This is a genomic window from Natronorubrum halophilum, from assembly GCF_003670115.1.
GTDB classification, from domain to species: domain Archaea; phylum Halobacteriota; class Halobacteria; order Halobacteriales; family Natrialbaceae; genus Natronorubrum; species Natronorubrum halophilum.
Map to the genome: position 1 here is coordinate 470,971 of NZ_QQTY01000001.1, position 17,280 is coordinate 488,250.

General features: G+C 64.6%; 16 protein-coding genes and 1 tRNA gene. 10 read left to right on the plus strand and 7 right to left on the minus strand.

From position 1 onward, the window contains the following. Positions 1–18: 18 nt before the first annotated feature. The 6 genes from DWB23_RS02245 to cdd all read left to right on the plus strand — a co-directional run bounded on the left by DWB23_RS02245 (position 19) and on the right by cdd (position 7,150). Positions 19–1,440: a phosphohexomutase domain-containing protein gene (locus DWB23_RS02245; RefSeq protein WP_121741179.1), complete on the plus strand. Its 1,422-nt coding sequence runs from the start codon at positions 19–21 to the stop codon at positions 1,438–1,440. Positions 1,441–1,663: 223 nt separating this feature from the next. Continuing rightward, positions 1,664–2,722 (plus strand): BMP family lipoprotein, encoded by a 1,059-nt coding sequence (locus DWB23_RS02250; protein ID WP_121741180.1) that lies wholly within the window; start codon positions 1,664–1,666, stop codon positions 2,720–2,722. 4 nt (positions 2,723–2,726) lie between these two features. Beyond that, a complete protein-coding gene (locus tag DWB23_RS02255; RefSeq protein ID WP_121741181.1) occupies positions 2,727–4,397 on the plus strand; it encodes an ABC transporter ATP-binding protein in 1,671 nt (556 codons plus the stop codon). Continuing rightward, positions 4,394–5,644: an ABC transporter permease gene (locus DWB23_RS02260; RefSeq protein ID WP_121741182.1), complete on the plus strand. Its 1,251-nt coding sequence runs from the start codon at positions 4,394–4,396 to the stop codon at positions 5,642–5,644. Before DWB23_RS02255 ends, DWB23_RS02260 begins: the two co-directional genes overlap by 4 nt. Then, positions 5,637–6,683, plus strand: coding sequence for an ABC transporter permease (locus DWB23_RS02265; protein ID WP_121741183.1), 1,047 nt, complete (start codon positions 5,637–5,639; stop codon positions 6,681–6,683). Before DWB23_RS02260 ends, DWB23_RS02265 begins: the two co-directional genes overlap by 8 nt. Positions 6,684–6,757: 74 nt before the next feature. Next, the gene (gene cdd, locus DWB23_RS02270; protein ID WP_121741184.1) at positions 6,758–7,150 is read left to right on the plus strand and encodes a cytidine deaminase; all 393 of its coding nucleotides are present in this window, start codon (positions 6,758–6,760) and stop codon (positions 7,148–7,150) included. 343 nt (positions 7,151–7,493) lie between these two features. Here cdd and DWB23_RS02275 read toward each other — a convergent pair whose 3' ends face one another. Continuing rightward, positions 7,494–7,949 (minus strand): DUF488 domain-containing protein, encoded by a 456-nt coding sequence (locus DWB23_RS02275; protein ID WP_121741185.1) that lies wholly within the window; start codon positions 7,947–7,949, stop codon positions 7,494–7,496. Between the two features lie 60 nt (positions 7,950–8,009). Between DWB23_RS02275 and DWB23_RS02280 the strand changes: the two genes are divergently transcribed. Further along, positions 8,010–8,837: a nucleoside phosphorylase gene (locus DWB23_RS02280; RefSeq protein ID WP_121741186.1), complete on the plus strand. Its 828-nt coding sequence runs from the start codon at positions 8,010–8,012 to the stop codon at positions 8,835–8,837. Between the two features lie 136 nt (positions 8,838–8,973). Here the strand turns inward: DWB23_RS02280 and DWB23_RS02285 are convergent, their stop codons facing one another. The 5 genes from DWB23_RS02285 to DWB23_RS22800 all read right to left on the minus strand — a co-directional run bounded on the left by DWB23_RS02285 (position 8,974) and on the right by DWB23_RS22800 (position 12,098). After that, positions 8,974–9,738 (minus strand): mechanosensitive ion channel domain-containing protein, encoded by a 765-nt coding sequence (locus tag DWB23_RS02285; RefSeq protein ID WP_121741187.1) that lies wholly within the window; start codon positions 9,736–9,738, stop codon positions 8,974–8,976. Position 9,739: 1 nt separating this feature from the next. Then, on the minus strand, positions 9,740–10,558 hold the full coding sequence (dacZ, locus tag DWB23_RS02290) for a diadenylate cyclase DacZ (RefSeq protein ID WP_121741188.1): 819 nt from the start codon (positions 10,556–10,558) through the stop codon (positions 9,740–9,742). A gap of 149 nt (positions 10,559–10,707) precedes the next feature. Beyond that, positions 10,708–11,577, minus strand: a complete 870-nt coding sequence (locus DWB23_RS02295) for a DUF106 domain-containing protein (protein WP_121741189.1) — start codon at positions 11,575–11,577, stop codon at positions 10,708–10,710. A gap of 216 nt (positions 11,578–11,793) precedes the next feature. Beyond that, positions 11,794–11,878, minus strand: a tRNA-Leu gene (locus DWB23_RS02300). 46 nt (positions 11,879–11,924) lie between these two features. Next, positions 11,925–12,098 carry a hypothetical protein gene (locus tag DWB23_RS22800; RefSeq protein WP_162989726.1) on the minus strand — a complete coding sequence of 58 codons (174 nt, stop codon included), beginning with the start codon at positions 12,096–12,098 and terminating at the stop codon, positions 11,925–11,927. Between the two features lie 258 nt (positions 12,099–12,356). Between DWB23_RS22800 and DWB23_RS02305 the strand changes: the two genes are divergently transcribed. Continuing rightward, positions 12,357–12,665: a transcription initiation factor IIB family protein gene (locus tag DWB23_RS02305; protein WP_121741190.1), complete on the plus strand. Its 309-nt coding sequence runs from the start codon at positions 12,357–12,359 to the stop codon at positions 12,663–12,665. A gap of 147 nt (positions 12,666–12,812) precedes the next feature. Here DWB23_RS02305 and DWB23_RS02310 read toward each other — a convergent pair whose 3' ends face one another. After that, positions 12,813–13,313: a phosphopantetheine adenylyltransferase gene (locus tag DWB23_RS02310; protein WP_121741191.1), complete on the minus strand. Its 501-nt coding sequence runs from the start codon at positions 13,311–13,313 to the stop codon at positions 12,813–12,815. 152 nt (positions 13,314–13,465) lie between these two features. Between DWB23_RS02310 and DWB23_RS02315 the strand changes: the two genes are divergently transcribed. Further along, on the plus strand, positions 13,466–15,721 hold the full coding sequence (locus DWB23_RS02315; RefSeq protein ID WP_121741192.1) for an NADP-dependent malic enzyme: 2,256 nt from the start codon (positions 13,466–13,468) through the stop codon (positions 15,719–15,721). 106 nt (positions 15,722–15,827) lie between these two features. Then, entirely contained in the window at positions 15,828–17,252 is a 1,425-nt protein-coding gene (locus DWB23_RS02320; RefSeq protein ID WP_121741193.1) for an outer membrane protein assembly factor BamB family protein, read from the plus strand. Positions 17,253–17,280: the final 28 nt, after the last annotated feature.

The window sequence follows — 17,280 nt, forward strand, 5'->3', positions numbered from 1 at the left end:
CTCACGGAACGCCACCACATGACGCTATTTGGGACTGCAGGGATCCGCGGTCCGGTCGAAGAGGTCACCCCATCGTTGGCGCTCTCGGTCGGGCAGGCCACCGGTGAACCCGGGGAGACGTTCGTCGTCGGTCGCGACGGGCGAGAAACCGGCCCCGCGCTCGCCGCGGCCGTCGAAGCCGGCCTCGAGAGTGCCGGGGCCGACGTGCGCCGCGTCGGCGAAGTACCGACGCCCGCGCTCGCGTTCGCCTCGCGCGGGCGAAAAGGAGTGATGCTCACCGCGAGCCACAACCCGCCCGAGGACAACGGAATCAAACTCTTCGCGAACGGCGTCGAGTACGACCGCAACGCCGAGCGAGCGATCGAGGATCGAATCGAGGGAGACGACGATCCCGACACGACCAATCTCGCCCGGTGGGATCAGTGGGGCCGGCCGTCAACGCTCGAAGTCCTCGACCAGTACCGCGACGCCGTCGTCGCCTACGTTCGCGAGCAGTTCGGCGACAGTCGTTCGGCGGACGGAACGCCCACGCCGCTCGCCGGCCTCTCCGTCGCCGTCGACTGCGGAAACGGGATGGGATCACACGCGACGCCGCGGGTGCTCGAGCGCCTCGGTGCCGAGGTCATTGCGATCAACGCGAACGTCGACGGCCACTTCGACGCCCGGGAGAGCAAACCGACGCCCGAGACGCTCTCGGAGTTCGTCGCCTTTCTCGAGGAGGGGTCGTTCGATATCGGACTGGCCCACGACGGAGACGCCGATCGACTCGTCGTGCTCGGCCCCGACGGCGAGGTGATCCACGAGGATACGGTCCTGGCGGTCGTTGCAGCCCATTACACCGAGACGAGCGATGTCGATGATCCCGTCGTCGTCACCACGCCCAACGCCTCGGCCCGTATCGACGAACAGGTCCGCAGCGCCGGCGGGCGCGTCGAACGAGTTCGCCTCGGCGCGCTCCACGAGGGAATCGCTCGAGTGCGCCGCGAAGCGGCGCGGGGGGCGGAAGGCGCGGACGACGATACGGCCGTCGTCTTCGCCGCGGAGCCGTGGAAACACATCCACACCGCCTTCGGCGGCTGGATCGACGGCGTCGCGAGCGCCGCCGTCGTCGCCGCGCTGGTCGCCAACGCTGGCAATACGGCCGCCCTTCGTGACCCCATCACCGAGCGACCCTACCGAAAGATCAGCGTCGACTGTCCCGACGACGTCAAAGTCGACGCGATGGCCGCCCTCGAGACCGCTCTCCCCGACGCGTTCCCCGAGGCTACAGTCGACACCGACTACGGCGTTCGCCTCGAGTTCGATGACGCCTCGTGGGTCCTCGTCCGGCCGAGCGGAACCGAGCCGTACGTGCGGATCTACGCCGAAAGCGATGCCGTCGACGAACTCGTCGAAGCGGCACGCACCGTCGTCGAGTCGACCATCGCCGACTCGAGTTGAGGTAACCGGCGACGCTCGAGTTCGCCTGCGGGAGATCTCAAACGAGGTACGATCGGAGCGAGTGTCGATTCGCTGTCAAGCCGTCACTCGCCGAGGCGACGACTGCTGTGTTTTACGGCGAAACTCGAGTAGAATTAACAACTAATCGCGGCGATTTGCTCGTGTATCTCTACATTCGTGGATTCCGACGAGTATAAACCAGCAGTCTACGCTATGTATCCCCATGGTGCGTAATAGACGACGATTCTTGACTGGTGCAACCGCCGCGGGACTAACGATGGCCGCCGGCTGTGTCGGTGGATTCGGCGCGGAGAGCGAGGAATCAACCGTCCAGATCGGAATGGTGTACGCGACTGGTGGCCTCGGCGACAACTCCTTCAACGACATGGCCGAGCAGGGGTTACTTGACGCACAGGACGACTTCGACATCTCGTTCGACGATGCCGAGCCGGAAACGGAAGGCGAGTTCCCCGACGCACAGCGGAGTTTCGCCGAGTCCGGTGACTACGATCTCGTTAGCTGTATCGGATTCGCCCAACTCGACGCGCTCGAGGAGAACGCCGAACAGTATTCTGACCAGGACTTCATCCTCATCGACGAGGAGTTGGACGGGCGGGACAACGTTCGAAACTACCTCTTCGACGAGCCGGGCGGCTCGTTCCAGGTCGGCCATCTGGCTGGTTTGTTGACCGCCGAGGAGTTCTCGGCGGGTAACGGCGAGACGAACCCGGACGCGGACGTCGTCGGCTTCGTCGGCGGTGCCGAATCGCCGTTGATCGAATCGTTCGAGGCCGGCTTCACCGCCGGCGTCGAGCACGCGAACGATAACGCCGAGGTCGTCACGACGTACGTCGGCGATTTCAACGACACCACCGGCGGTCAGGAAGCGGCCCTGACGATGTACCAGGATGACGACGCCGACATCGTCTTCCACGCGGCGGGACGAACCGGGTTCGGCGTCCTGCAGGCGGCCGAGTCCGAAGGTCGGTTCGCGATCGGTGTCGACGCCGACCAATCGATCACCGAGCCGGATTACGCGGATAACATCCTCGCGAGCATGGTCAAGCGGGTCGACGAGGCGATGTACACGGCGGTCGAATCCGTCGTCAACGACGAGTTCGAGGGTGGCGAAACGGAACGGCTCGGACTCGAGGACGGCGGTATCGAAACCGTCTACGGCGATACGCTCGGCGACGAGATTCCCGGCGAGATCAAAGACCAGGTCGAGAAGTCCAGACAGGCAATTATTGACGGCGAGATAGACGTCCCTAACGAACCGTAATCGCATGAGTGGACCGGGAACACGAACGGGGGCGGCTGCAGAAACGGGAGCGGCCGGTTCAGGTGACACGGGAGACGCCGTCGATCTCGCCGTTCACCTGGACGGAATTACCAAGCGGTTCCCAGGAGTCGTCGCGAACGACGACGTCGATCTCCGGGTCGAGCGAGGGACCGTTCACGCGCTGCTCGGGGAGAACGGGGCGGGAAAGACGACGCTGATGAACGTCCTCTACGGGTTGTACGAGCCCAACGAGGGCCGCGTCGTCGTCAACGGCGACGAGCGGGCGTTCGACTCCCCCCGCGACGCCATCGACGCGGGTGTCGGAATGATCCACCAGCACTTCATGCTGGTCGATACGATGACCGTCGCCGAGAACATCGCGCTGGGAAACGAACCCACGAAGTGGGGCGGTCTGGCGGTCGACCGCGAGCGTATCAACCGCGAGATTCGCGACCTCTGTGACCGATACGGGTTCGACGTCGACCCGCAGGCGACCGTCGAGGAGATCAGCGTCGGCGTTCAGCAACGCGTCGAGATTCTCAAGGCGCTGTACCGCGGTGCCGACATCCTCATCCTCGACGAGCCGACCGCCGTCCTCACACCGCAGGAGGTCGAGGGGCTTTACGACGTACTCGAGGAACTCACGAACCAGGGGAAAACGATCATTTTCATCACGCACAAACTCGGCGAGGCGACCCACGCCGCGGACGGAATCACCATCCTTCGCGACGGCGAATCCGTCAGCACGGTCGATCCCGACCGCACGACCAGAGAGGAACTGGCCGAGCACATGGTCGGTCGGGAAGTGTTGCTCGAGACCGAGACCGATCCGGCCGAAACGGGGACCGCGATCCTTTCGGCGAGCGATCTCGCGGTCGAGGACGCCCGCGGCGTCGAGGTCGTTTCGGGGATCGATCTCGAGGTTCGGGCCGGTGAAATCCTCGGAATCGCCGGCGTCGACGGGAACGGACAGGCCGAACTGATCGAAGCGATCACCGGTATTCGGACCCCGGATCGGGGCGAGATCGCCTTCGTGGACGAGGATATCACGGAGTGGACGCGACGCGAGCGGATCGACGCCGGGATGGCGTACATCCCGGAGGACCGCCAGGAGCGCGGTCTCGTGATGCCGTTCGACCTCGTCGAAAACGGGGTTCTGGGCAGCCAGCGATCGCCGCCGTTCGCCCGGTCCGGCCGCATCGACTGGGACGGCGTCCGCGGCCACTCGGAAGAGATCATCGACACCTACGACGTCCGGCCGCCGGACGCCGACGCGGACGCCGAGTCGCTATCGGGCGGCAACCAGCAGAAGTTCATCGTCGGCCGCGAATTCGAGCGCGATCCGCGGCTGGTCGTGGCGACACACCCCACTCGCGGGGTCGACATCGGCTCGACGGAGTTCATCCACGAGCGACTGCTGGAACTCCGGAAGGAGGGTGTCGCGACCCTGCTCGTCTCTTCGAACCTCGACGAAGTCCGCAGCCTCTCGGATCGACTCGCGGTCATCTACGAGGGATCGTTCATCGACGTTACCGATCCCGACGACCTCACCGAAGAGGAACTCGGACTGCTCATGGCGGGCGAGCGGCCGGCGGATCGCTCGGACTCGAGTCCGGACGCGGTTACCGACGCGCCGGAGCCGACAGCGGACTCCGAACTCGGTGGTGAGCGATGAGACGGCGGTTCGAACGACTGCTCCGGCGACTGCTCCGCGCATCGGTGCTCGAACGGATCGCCATCAGTATCGCGGCGCTCGTCGCATCGATGCTGATCGGCGTCGTCCTCGTGTTCGTCGCCGGCGGGTTCGCCTCCTGTCGCGTCGGACTGGACGTTGCGGGGTGGACCTTCTGTTACAACCCGATGCAGGTCTACTACGAGTTGTTCCTCGGGGCGCTCGGCCATCCGCTCGAGGCCGGCTGGCATCCCCTGAACTTCTGGATGGCGAAGACGCTCCAGCAGACGACGCTGTTGATCTTCACCGGGCTATCCTTCGCGGTGGCCTACCGGGCCGGCCTGTTCAACATCGGCACGCAGGGACAGTTGGTCGTCGGGAGTCTCACGACGGCGGTCACCGTGCTCTACGCGGCGGCGGTCGTCCCCGGCGGCCTCGTCGGGATGCTCATCCTGATCCCGCTGGGCGTTCTCGCTGGCGCGGTCGCTGGCGGATTCTTCGGAGCGATACCCGGCGCGCTCAAGGCCTACGGCGGCGCGAACGAGGTAATCACGACCATCATGCTCAACTTCATCGCCGTCGGGATCACCTCGACGCTCCTGTCCTGGAAGTTCCAGGATCCCAACAGTAGCAATCCGAAGACTGCGCCCGTTCCCGAGTACGCCGAAATTCCGACTATCCCGTACGTCGGCTTCGACGACTCGGTGAGCTTCTCGCTGCTCGCACTCGCCTTCGCAGTCGCGCTCATGATCGGGATCACCTGGTTGCTCACCCGAACCTCGTTCGGCTACGAGCTGCGAACCAGCGGTACCCAGCCGGAGGCGGCCGCGTACGGCGGCGTCGACGAAAAACGCATGACCGTCGCGAGTATGACCCTCTCGGGTGCGATCGGCGGGATCGCCGGTGCCTTCTGGGTGCTCATGGTTCACGGTAACTGGCTCAAAAACGTCCCGGCGCTGGGATTCGACGGCATCGCCGTCTCGATTCTCGCGAGCAACAACCCGCTGGGAATCGGCGTGTCGGCGCTCCTGTTCGGCACCCTCGAGAGCGGCTCGCAGAATATCAGTACCGCGACGGACGTCCCGCCGGAGCTGGTGGGCATCCTGAGCGGACTCATTATCCTGTTCGTCGCGATGCCGGAGTTCTTCCGGATGATCGGCGGCCGGTACGTCGACGTCGGAAACCGGGACCCCGTCCGCGCGGACGGCGGCGAAACGGCCGGCGACGACGGAGGTGAGGCCGATGCGTAATCCGTTCTCCGGAGTGCGTTCGCTGTATGCCCGGCGACCGATCCCGGTGATACTCGGCGCCGTGATAGTCGTCTTGTGCTTCCTCTGGGGGACCTCTCCGGGGTGGCAGGCGGCGACGCTTCGCCTCGCGGTCCCGATCGCCCTCGCGGCGATCGGCGGCATCTTCGCCGAGAAGAGCGGTGTCATCAACATCGGTATCGAAGGGCTGCTTATCGTCTCCGCGTTCAGCTCGATCATCGTCACCTACTGGCTCGGTGCCGGCGAGTCGACGCTCGCCATCTCTCATCACTGGTGGGGGCTGCTCGCGGGCGTGCTCGTGAGTACGCTGTTCGCGTTCCTGTTCGCCATCGTCTGTATCGAGTTCAAGGCCGATCAGATCATCGCGGGACTGGCGCTCTGGCTCATCGCGCTCGGGCTCGCGCCCTTCATCTCGCGGATCGTCTTCAACAGTCCGAACACCGCCGGAGTCGGTCGGTTCGAGGACGTGACGATCCCACTGCTTTCCGATCTCCCGCTGATCGGCCACCTGCTGTTCGATACCCCGCCACAGGTCTACATCATGCTCGGCGCGATCGCCGTCGGCTGGTACGTCTTCAACCGAACGAGCTTCGGGCGGTGGGTCGTCGCCAGCGGGGAGAACCCCAAAGCGCTCGATACGGCCGGCGTCGACGTCCGAAAGGTCCGCTACGCGGCGGTCATCCTCTCGGGCGTGTTCGCCGGCCTCGGCGGGGCCGGGTTCGCCCTCGGCTACCTCGAGACGTTCGCCGGCGGTGGCGACACCGCCATGCAGGGACGCGGCTTCATCGCGATCGCGACCTACCTCCTCGCGAACTATCACCCGATCGGTGCCCTGGGCGGCGCGTTCCTCTTTGCGGGGCTCGACGCGCTCCAGATTCGACTCCAGACGGCCGGGTACGCCGTCCCGACGGAACTCATTCGCACCGTTCCCCACATGACGGTGATCGTCGTCCTCGTCCTCATCGGCCGCACGCGGCTGCCGGAAGCCGCCGGCGAGAACTACGAATCCGGCGAGGACTAACCGCCGTCGCTCACCCCGAACGCGATTCTGGCGGGTGTCGGTGCCTTCTTGCCCGCTCTCGAGCAACCACCGGTATGAACGATCTGCTCGAGGCAGCCCGTGAGGTCCAGTCCGCGGCGCACGTCCCCTATTCCGAGTACCCCGTCGGTGCCGCCCTCGAGACCGCAGACGGCACGGTCTTCGTCGGCTGCAACATAGAGAACGCGAACTACAGTAACAGCCTCCACGCGGAGGAGGTCGCGGTCGCCGAGGCGGTCAAGAACGGCCACCGCGACTTCTCGAGACTCGCCGTCAGTTCCGACCGCCGGGACGGCGTCACCCCCTGCGGAATGTGCCGCCAGACCCTCGCCGAGTTCTGCGACGACGACCTCGTCGTGATCTGCGACGAAGGCGACGACGAGGAACCGACGGAGTACACGCTCGGCGAACTCCTGCCGAACACGATTACGGAGGAGATGCTCGAGTAGCGTCGCCCGCCGGGCGCGACATCCTCCCGGCGCGCTGTGGCGCGGTGAGCCGTTCGAGGCGCGACCGGAGGGAGCGCTCGCGGCGAACCGGGCCGTCGAATCGCGAGGGGTGAGCGAACGACTGACGGGAGTGAGCGTTAGCGCGGAACCTACGGTTCCGCGAACCATGCGAACGGGTGCTTCGCACCCGTGAGCAGAAATCGGTTGGGGAGGGTGTGGAAATCACCGCTGCCAGCGGACGTGAGCTGTTGACTCCGTTTTCGCTGTTGGTCGATCTCGTTGCTGTTGACATCTGCTGAATTCGCGTTCTCGAGACGGTACGAGACGCCCTTTCGACCGATCGTCAGTCCCGAACTTCTGCCCCTTCCGTCTCGAGCACGTCCCGAAGCACTGTCCGGTGACACCGCTTTTTGTCGGTGTTTTCATAGCAGACGAGCGCCAGCGATTCGCCGTCCTCGAGCCTGTCGACGACGTCCGCGAGCGCCGCCCGCGCGTCAGCCGATTCCTCGAGGTGGTCCCGATACGCCGCCTCGAACCCCACCTCGTCCCAGGCGGCGTTGTGGGCTCCCTCCGCACAGATGCCGCGCATTTTCAGGTCGTCGACGGTCGCCTGAAACGTCTCGAGCAGCTCCGCGGACGGAGCAAGCGCGGCGCGATTCTCGTCGACGGCGGCGTGAAACCACGGCGTGGGCTTTCGGACGACGCCGACGAGCGTCGCGTCGTCGGGCACGTCCGCGCGGTCGTGTTGAATGGCGGCGACGTAAGTGTCCGTGAGCGTTCCGTCGGTTTCGCGGTCCATACGTGGAGACAGGAGCGCCCTGCAGTTATATACGGTGCCAGCGCAAATCACCCGGCCTGAATGACCGGCAATAGCGAAGATCCGAACGCGGACGTACAGTACCACCTCGAGGTCGGCCCCGACGACGTCGCGGAGACCGTGCTCCTTCCTGGAAATCCGGAACGTCTCGAGAAGATCGTCCCCCACTGGGACGATCACGAGATCGTCGCGTACCACCGCGAGTACCGGACCGCGACGGGGACGACCGAGGGAACGCCCATTTCGGTCACCTCGACGGGCATCGGGAGCCCGTCGGCCGCCATCGCCGTCGAGGAACTCGCCCGCGTCGGCTGTGACACGTTCATCCGCGTCGGTTCCTGCGGCGCGATCCAGCCCGAGATGGGCGTTGGAGACCTCGTCATCACGACTGGCGGGGTCCGCCAGGAGGGGACCAGCGACGAGTACGTCCGGGAGGATTACCCCGCGACGGCCGACGGCGAGGTCGTCAGCGCGCTCGTGGCCGCCGCGGAGCGACTCGGGTACGACTACCACACGGGCATCACGATGAGCGCGGACTCCTTCTACGCGGGCCAGGGACGCCCCGGATTCGAGGGGTTCGAGGCCGCCGGGTCCGACGAACTCGTCGAGGATCTCAAAGCCGCGAACGTGAAGAACATCGAGATGGAGGCCAGCGCGATCATCACGCTCGCGAACCTCTACGGGCTTCGCGCCGGCGCGGTCTGTTCGGTCTACGCCAACCGCGAGACCGGCGAGTTCCGAACGGAGGGCGAATCGCGCGCCGCCGAAACCGCGACGCTCGCGACCCACCTGCTCGCGAAAATGGACACCGTGAAACGCGAAGCGGGTGCGGATCGCTGGCACGCCGGACTCTCGCTCGAGGACGCCTAAAACCACACGTGGGACCCCGGTCCCACGCTACGCGCGGGCACGGAAACGCCACACCGTTTCGATCGAGTTCGCTCTGCTCACGCCTTGGTTACTCACGCGCGATACGTCGTTTGGGAGCGATTCCGGCGGACCGTCGTTACCCTCGAATCCGGACGATTCCGTTCTCGAACACCTTCCGATTCGGGACGATGTACTCCTCGGAGTCGTCTTCGATCTTCGTCACGAACAGATCGACCTCCTGAACGATCCCAGTCTGGTCGCCGATTCGAACCTCGTCGCCGATCCCGTACGGTTGGTTGAGCAACAGGTAGATCCCCGCCGCGCTCGAGACGAGAAAGTCCTTGAACGCGACGGTGCCGACGATGACGATTCCGACGGCGTACACCGTGAGCAAAATCAGCAAGGCAAGCACGTGAACCCCGATCTGGCCCAGTGCGATGATAAAGGTCACGTACAGCACGGAGTATTTGACCAGTTTCGGGATGATCGAAACTTCGGGTAACTTGACGCCGCGGAGGTACTCGCCGACGACCAGTTCCGCCTTGTCCGCGACGATGAAGCCGAGGATGAGGACGAGCACCGCGATAAAGACCTGCGGGATGAAGCCGGTCACCCGCAGCCAGAACGCGTCCGTGTCGAGCAACTGCGCGATATGAATCGCCGTCAGCACGGCGATCCCGTAGATGAACCACGAACTCAGTCGTGCGACGATGCCGACCGTCGAGGTTCCGATCGACTGGGCAGTGCGCTCGAACGGCGTCCCCTCGACGGCATCGGGGACGCCCGAGGCGGACAACAGTTCTTCGTTGAGCCGCCCGACCAGGTAGCCGACGACGATTCCGAGCGCCAGCACCGCCGCGGCTATCACGGTCGGTTCGTCGATGAGCGTCTGCCAGTCCATATCAGTACGCCTCCGGGTCGACCTCCAAAATGAGCTCGCCGGCCTTGAACGCTCGGACGAGCCCGTCGCTTTCGGAAAGCACGATCGTAATCGAGTTGGTATCCCGCGTGATCGCACCCCCGGCCATGTGACGCGCACCCAGCCCCTTCGGGATGTCTACTCCCTCGGCGGACGGCTCGAGGTAGCGATACGCCGAGACGATCTTCCCCGCATCCGAGATGATAAAGGCACCGTCGAGCCGCGAGAACTCCTTGAGCATCACGTTCACGATCGGATCCCCGACGTGGACGTGGGATTTCTCGAACGGGTTGTACGAAAGCGGTCGGGACTTGTTCATCACCTTTCCCGCGTCGCCGACGACGAACAGCGCGCCGACCGGCTTCCCCTTCTGTCCCTTCTTTCCGAGTTCGATCGCCAGCTCCAACACCGCCTTGACGACCTCCGGTTCCGCTCGAGATTTGACGAAGAGATCGTAGATTCCCGTGTGAGATTCTGCGTCCGCGCGAACGCGCGAGAGCGTGTCGATACTGGTACTGTCGCTGAACGCTCTCGTCGCACAGACGAGTTCGTCGCCGTCGTCGATCAACCCCTGCTCCAGGGCCCCCTCGAGTCCGAACCGAATGCGCTCTCTGATGTCGTCGAACGCCAGCGGGAGTTCGACGAATATCTCCGCGCCCACGGCATTTTCCGTCCCGATGACGATCACGTCGAGGTCCTCAACGTCCGCGAAGCGCTCGTAGTACGAGCCACTCGGTGAAAAGAGGACGACTGCATCGACGTTTGCATAAAGATCCCCGAACACATCGTCTAGCCCGGCCATTGATCATATAAGTCGTTCGCGCGCGAATAAGCGTTGTGGACCGTCTGACGTGTGTCTGTCACACGGCGTCCGCATCGACCCCGATTTCGCGGGACGCACGCGCTGAACTATCCGGTTTCCCCGCTCGAGGACGAGGAGGACGTCCTCGTCTAAACGTTGAGCGCCTTCTGGATGAGCTGTCGCGAGGCCATCGAGCCGAGGAAGTACCAGACGATCCACGTCGACATCGGCCCCGCGAGGGGTTGCTGCCAGGAGACGGCCCCCGCGATCGGGACGATCAGGCCCGTCTCGTCGGCGCCGAGGTGGCCGCCGTTGACCTTCCAGCGGAGCCAGAGGAACACAGGAATCGTCAGCAGCATGATCCAGACCATCGGCCGGAACTGCACCTTCATCATGCCGAGTTGATCACCGGCGGCCTCCAGTTGCTCGTCCTGGATCCGCTCGAGGGCGTCCTCGTCGTCGCGTTCTTTGGCCGCCTGCTTGCGTTCTCGCAAGTCCGCCATCCGCTGCTGGTACTCCTCGAGTTTCTCGCGGTCGGTCAGTCGCTTTTGTAAGATCGTCGAGTAGAGACCCGTGACGGCCGCGAGCAGTAGAATAACGGCGTAGAAGGGGACGGCGTCGGTGACCGGACCGAGGACGGCGTTTTCGACCGATGCGATGGCGTTCTGGACGCCCGAACTCCAGTAGCCGGCGAACAGAGCGAGCGCGAACGCACCCGCCGCCTTGTCCACGGTCGACCAGCGTGCCGGTTCGATCCCGGATTCCGCCTCGTCCTCGAGTTCGTCGTACTGCTCGAGTGCGTTCTCGATCCGCTCGGGGTTCGAGAGCACGAAGCCCGTTCCCCCGCTGACCAGGACGCCCTCTTCGATGAGCCGACCCCACTGCTGGCTCGACAGGGCGTCTCTGACGTCGCTCCACTCGAGTTCCTCCGTACTGTCGTCTGACCGTTCGTAGATCACGGTGAGCGCTTCTCGAATCGACGGGGTATCGAGAAGCACGTCTAGCTGATCGATCGGCATTCGCTACTCGAAGAACGCCGCCGCGAACCTATCAACCCTTTCGTCCGTCGTTTCTTCGACACGCTTGAGATCGGGCGGAGTGACGACGCTCGTGTAAGCGCGATCAGGGCGACGATTGTGCTGGACCGGATTCGAACCGCGAGGGTCGCTTCGCTCGCCCTCTGGGCCACGAATCCGCTGAGCGCAGTCTCCGCTCACGACGTTGTTCGCGGAGAGTGCGCGGGACCGGATTCGAACCGGCGGACCCCTACGGGACAGCGTCCTAAGCGCTGCGCCGTTGGCCTAGCTTGGCTACCCGCGCCCACCCTCGAGTTTTCACGAATCGAGTAAGTACCTGTCGGTCCGAGTCAACACTGTTTCACCGGCTCCTCGGGCGACCAGTCCGGTGGGACGATAAAGGTCACGTGCTCCGCGTCGCGAAGTTGGTGTAGCTCCGCCGCTTGTTCGGCTAGCGATCGATCTCGATACGGCATCTCGAGGCCGCAGCCGGTGCAGACGAGCTTGCAAGTTGGCTCTTTCATGAGACGGGACAGTCGTGGCCCGAAATCGGACGACGAGCGTCTATTTTCACCGTCGGCGGGATGGGGGTTTAGTAGTTGTATCCTAGTGAAAATGACAGTGAACGGCCAGTTGATCTAGTCGTTCGTAGCTGAACGTTGCCTCGCGTAGCACCGCATTGGATGGGAAATCTCGACCGTCTCACGTCGAATCTCTCTCAAAACAACACATTTCTGACGTGAATTCCGTAGCTTTATTTCCGACCGACCGATACCCGTGGTATGCACAGCGCCCGGGATCGTATCGAATACCAACAGTGGCTCGAGGAACTCGAGGAGGTCGCCGAGCGCCTCGAGTTATCGACCGACGCGCGCTCCTGTGCGGTAGATCTCTTTCTCGCCGACGTCCCCGAAGACGACCGATCGAAGCGGGCCGTGCTCGCCGCGAGCGTCTACGCCGGATCGCTCGTCGCCGGCGACGGCCGGACGCAGGGTACCGTCGCCGACGCCGCGGACGTCTCTCGACTCTCGATCCAGTCGCGCTGGAAGGACCTGCTCGAGCGGGCCGGACTCGAGCCGCCGCGGTGGTAGGGCGACTGTTTCAGCCGGTTTATCGAAATAGTCCCGTACTGCGTCGGCGTAAGTATACGATACGCGGACGAAATCGAAGACAACAGCGAGCAGATCTAGTCGATTCGACGCTTCGGCCGGTAGCTCCGCGTCTCGTGGCTCCGGCGCTCAGATAGCGTCGTCCGAATCGCCGCCGGCCACGTCTTCGGCCTCGAGAACGGTTCCGTGTTCGTCGATCTCTCCGTGGACGATCCGCGTACTCGAGATGATGTTGCCGTCGTCGGCGCGCAGGTGCGGAACGACGACGACCTCGAGCGGATCGTGCCCCCGTTCTCGACGGATCTCGTTGATCCGGTCGCCGCCGTCTTTGGTCTCGGGCGAGACGACCAGGTAGTCGAACTGCGGTTCGGTCGCGATCCCGGTGGGCTCCTCGAGTGGGCGAATTTCGAACTCGCGGTCGTACTCGGCCGCGATCGACTCGAGTTCCGTCTCGAGGGCGTCCTTTCGCTCGGCGAACGATCTGACGCGTCGCTCGACGTGTCGGGTCTTCGGTGCGAGGTCGTCACTCGTCAGTCCGACGGTCACATCTCCGAGTTCGAACGCCCGTTCGAACAGCCGACGATGGCCATCGTGGACGGGGTCGAACGTCCCACCAAGCGCGACGTCCATACCCCACTTGACTGGCGCGGTGCGTATAAAACGGTCGAATCGGGGAACTCACCCGTCCGGGCGGTCGCTTACTCGAGGGCCGTCGAAATGATCGACAGTTGTCGAAACTCCCCTTCGCATTGTTTTTAGTAGCCCCCTGCAGTGTCCCCGGTATGGGACTAGATGAGGACTCGCTAGAGTACCACCGAATCGATCCACCCGGAAAGATCGAGATTTCGACCACGAAACCGACGAATACGCAGCGCGATCTCTCGCTCGCCTACTCTCCCGGCGTCGCCGCGCCGTGTCTAGAAATCGACGAGGACGAGACGGATGCCTACACCTACACGGCGAAGGGGAACCTCGTCGGCGTCGTCTCGAACGGCTCCGCCGTGCTCGGTCTCGGCGACATCGGCGCGCAGGCGTCGAAACCCGTCATGGAGGGGAAAGGGGTGCTGTTCAAACGCTTCGCCGACATCGACGTTTTCGACATCGAACTCGACGAGGCCGACCCCGACAAGATCGTCGAGGCCGTCAAAATGATGGAGCCGACCTTCGGCGGCGTCAATCTCGAGGACATCAAAGCGCCCGGCTGTTTCACCATCGAGGAGCGTCTGCGCGAGGAAATCGACATCCCGGTCTTCCACGACGACCAACACGGTACCGCCATCATCTCCGGGGCCGCCCTCCTCAACGCGGCGGACATCGCCGGGAAGAACCTCGAGGATCTCGAGGTCGTCTTCTCGGGTGCCGGCGCGAGCGCGATCGCCTCGGCTCGGTTTTACGTCTCTCTGGGCGTCAAAAAGGAAAACATCACGATGTGTGATTCCTCGGGGATCATCACCGCAGCGCGCGCCGAAGGCGGCGGCGTCAACGAGTACAAACGACAGTTCGCTCGAGAGATGCCCGAAGGCAACCTCGCGGACGCGATGAACGGCGCGGACGTCTTCGTCGGCCTCTCGATCGGGGGTATCGTCTCCCCGGACATGGTTCGGTCCATGGCCGACGACCCGATCATCTTCGCGATGGCCAACCCGGATCCCGAGATCGGCTACGAGGAGGCGAAGTCGGCTCGAGACGACACCGTCATCATGGCGACCGGCCGCTCGGACTATCCGAACCAGGTTAACAACGTCCTGGGCTTTCCCTTCATCTTCCGCGGCGCGCTCGACGTGCGTGCGACCGAAATCAACGAAGAGATGAAAGTCGCCTGCGCCGAAGCGCTGGCCGAACTGGCCCGTCAGGACGTCCCCGACGCGGTCGTCAAGGCCTACGGCGACGAGCCGATTCAGTACGGCCCGAACTACATCATTCCGAAGCCGGTCGACCCTCGCGTGCTCTTCCGGGTCGCGCCCTCGATCGCCGAGGCCGCGATGGAGTCCGGTGCCGCCCGCGCCGAGATCGAGCTGGACGAGTACGAAGAGGAACTCGAGGCCCGCCTCGGGAAGTCCCGCGAAATGATGCGCGTCGTCCTGAACAAGGCCAAGAGCGACCCCAAGACGGTCGCGCTGGCGGAGGGCGAAAACGAGAAGATGATCCGGGCGGCCTACCAGATCCAGGAGCAGGGGATCGCCCTGCCGATCCTCATCGGCGACGAGAGCGAGATCCGCCAGACGGCCGCGAACCTCGGCCTGGACTTCGATCCGCGGGTCGCGGATCCGTCGGTGGGTGACTACGAAGACTACGCCGAGCGCCTCCACGAACTCCGATCGCGCAAGGGAATTACCCGCAGCGAGGCTGGCGAACTGATCGAGCGCGACTCGAACTACTTCGGCAGCGTGATGGTCGAACGGGGCGACGCCGACGCGCTCCTGACCGGCCTCTCCCATCACTACCCATCGGCGCTCCGCCCGCCGCTGCAGGTCATCGGTACCGACGACGACGTCGACTACGCCGCGGGCGTCTACATGCTGACGTTCAAAAACCGCGTGCTCTTCGTGGCCGACGCGACGGTCAATCAGGATCCCAACGAGGAGGTCCTCGCGGAAGTCACGAAACAGACCGGCAAACTCGCCCGCCGGTTCAACGTCGAACCCCGCGCGGCGCTGCTGTCGTACTCGAACTTCGGCAGCGTCGACAACGAGGGGACGCGGAAACCGCGAAAAGCCGCGGCGATGTTGCAGGACGACCCCGAGATCGACTTCCCGGTCGACGGGGAGATGCAAGCCGACACGGCCGTCGTCGAGGACATCCTCGAGGGCACCTACGGCTTCTCCGACCTCGACGAACCCGCGAACGTGCTCGTCTTCCCGAACCTCGAGTCGGGCAACATCGGCTACAAACTGCTCCAGCGCCTCGGCGGCGCGGACGCCATCGGCCCGATGCTGGTCGGCATGGACGAGCCGGTTCACGTCCTCCAGCGAGGCGACGAGGTCAAGGATATCGTGAACCTGGCGGGTGTGGCGGTCGTCGACGCACAGCAAGAATAGCAGCCGCGAGCGAGGTCCAGGCAGAGTGAGCGGCTTCGTGTGAGGCCGGCCGACGGATCGCGATTCTTTTTGCCGTCGTCGTTCTTGGCAGATAGCAGGACCAGAAATGCGACCGACGAACCAATCGACGGCGGCCGGACGTGATCGAGAGAGCCCCGACGGCACCTCCCGGCGACGGCTCCTCCGTCTGACCGGTACGGCCGGAGTTACGGGGCTCGCCGGCTGCGTCGAACTCCCGAACACGCTGGGCGACAGCGCCGACGGGACCGACGGACGGTGTGGCTCCGGATCGGACCCGGTGGACTCCGTCTCCGAGTACGCGACGCACCCCGACGACGACGTCTCGCTGTTCCGACGGGGGCTGCGTCGACTCGGCTACTTCCCGGACGAGGTCGTTCCGTCGTCGGTGCGCGTCAACTGGACGTTTCCGATCAACTACGTCGGCCACACTGCAGCCAAGTCCAGTCCCGTCCCGACGCCCGACGGCGAGACCATCGTCTTCGCCGGCGATAGCGGCTGGGTTCACGCCTACGCGCCGAACGGCGAGAAACGGTGGTCGACGCTGACCGGCGCGACGAAACTCGGCTTCCACGGCTCGGCGGCCGTCGTCGGCGACACCGCCTACATCGGCGGCTACGACGGCGACCTCTACGCGCTGGCCATCGAAACCGGCGAGATCGTCTGGCGGACGCGATCCGAGGATCTCGAGGGGACGCTCGCGATCGGCTCGAGCCCCGCCTACTACGACGGCGTACTGTACGTCATCGTCGAGTACGGCTCGCCCTCGTCCGGGGCGCTCTGGGCGTTCGACGCCGAGACGGGCGAGGCGCTCCGGAGAGACGACCGCATCTGGGGACAGGCCCATCCGTCGCCGACGATCGACCTCGACGCGGGGCGGATCCTCGCCGGATCGAACGACGGCGTCGTCTACTGCTGGGAGTTTCCCTCGCTCGAGTTCGCCTGGGAGTTTCAGGCGGATGCCGACGGCGAGCAGCGGGAGGGCGGCGCGTTTCGGGCGGGTGCCGAAATCAAGGGGACGGTCGCCGCCCACGACGGGTACGGCTACGTCGGTAGCTGGGACAACAACTTCTACTGCATCGATCTAGCGGACGGCTCTCAGGAGTGGGTGTTCGAGACCGACGGCTCGATCATGTCGAATCCGGCGGTCGACGTCGACGAGGACATCGTCTACGCGGGGAGCGACGACAATCACGTCTACGCTCTCGACGCCGGTTCCGGCGAGCTGCTGTGGTCGGCGGACGTCAACGGTCGCGTCATCGGCGCGCTGACCGTCACCGCGGGGACGGTGCTCGTCGGTTCCTACGATTCCCATCTGTACGCGCTCGATAAGGCGACTGGGGAACGGTGTTGGCGGGTTCAGAACCGGGGTCGCGTCACCAGCGCGCCGGTCCCCGTCGACGGCCGGATCTACTACGCGGAGCGCGGCGCGTTTTCGAACTATTACGATGACGACGCGGAGACGGTTCTGGACGATCCCGGCCACGCCTACTGTCTGGTCGACGGCGGGTGAGCGCCAAACTCGGCGAACCGAAACCGAT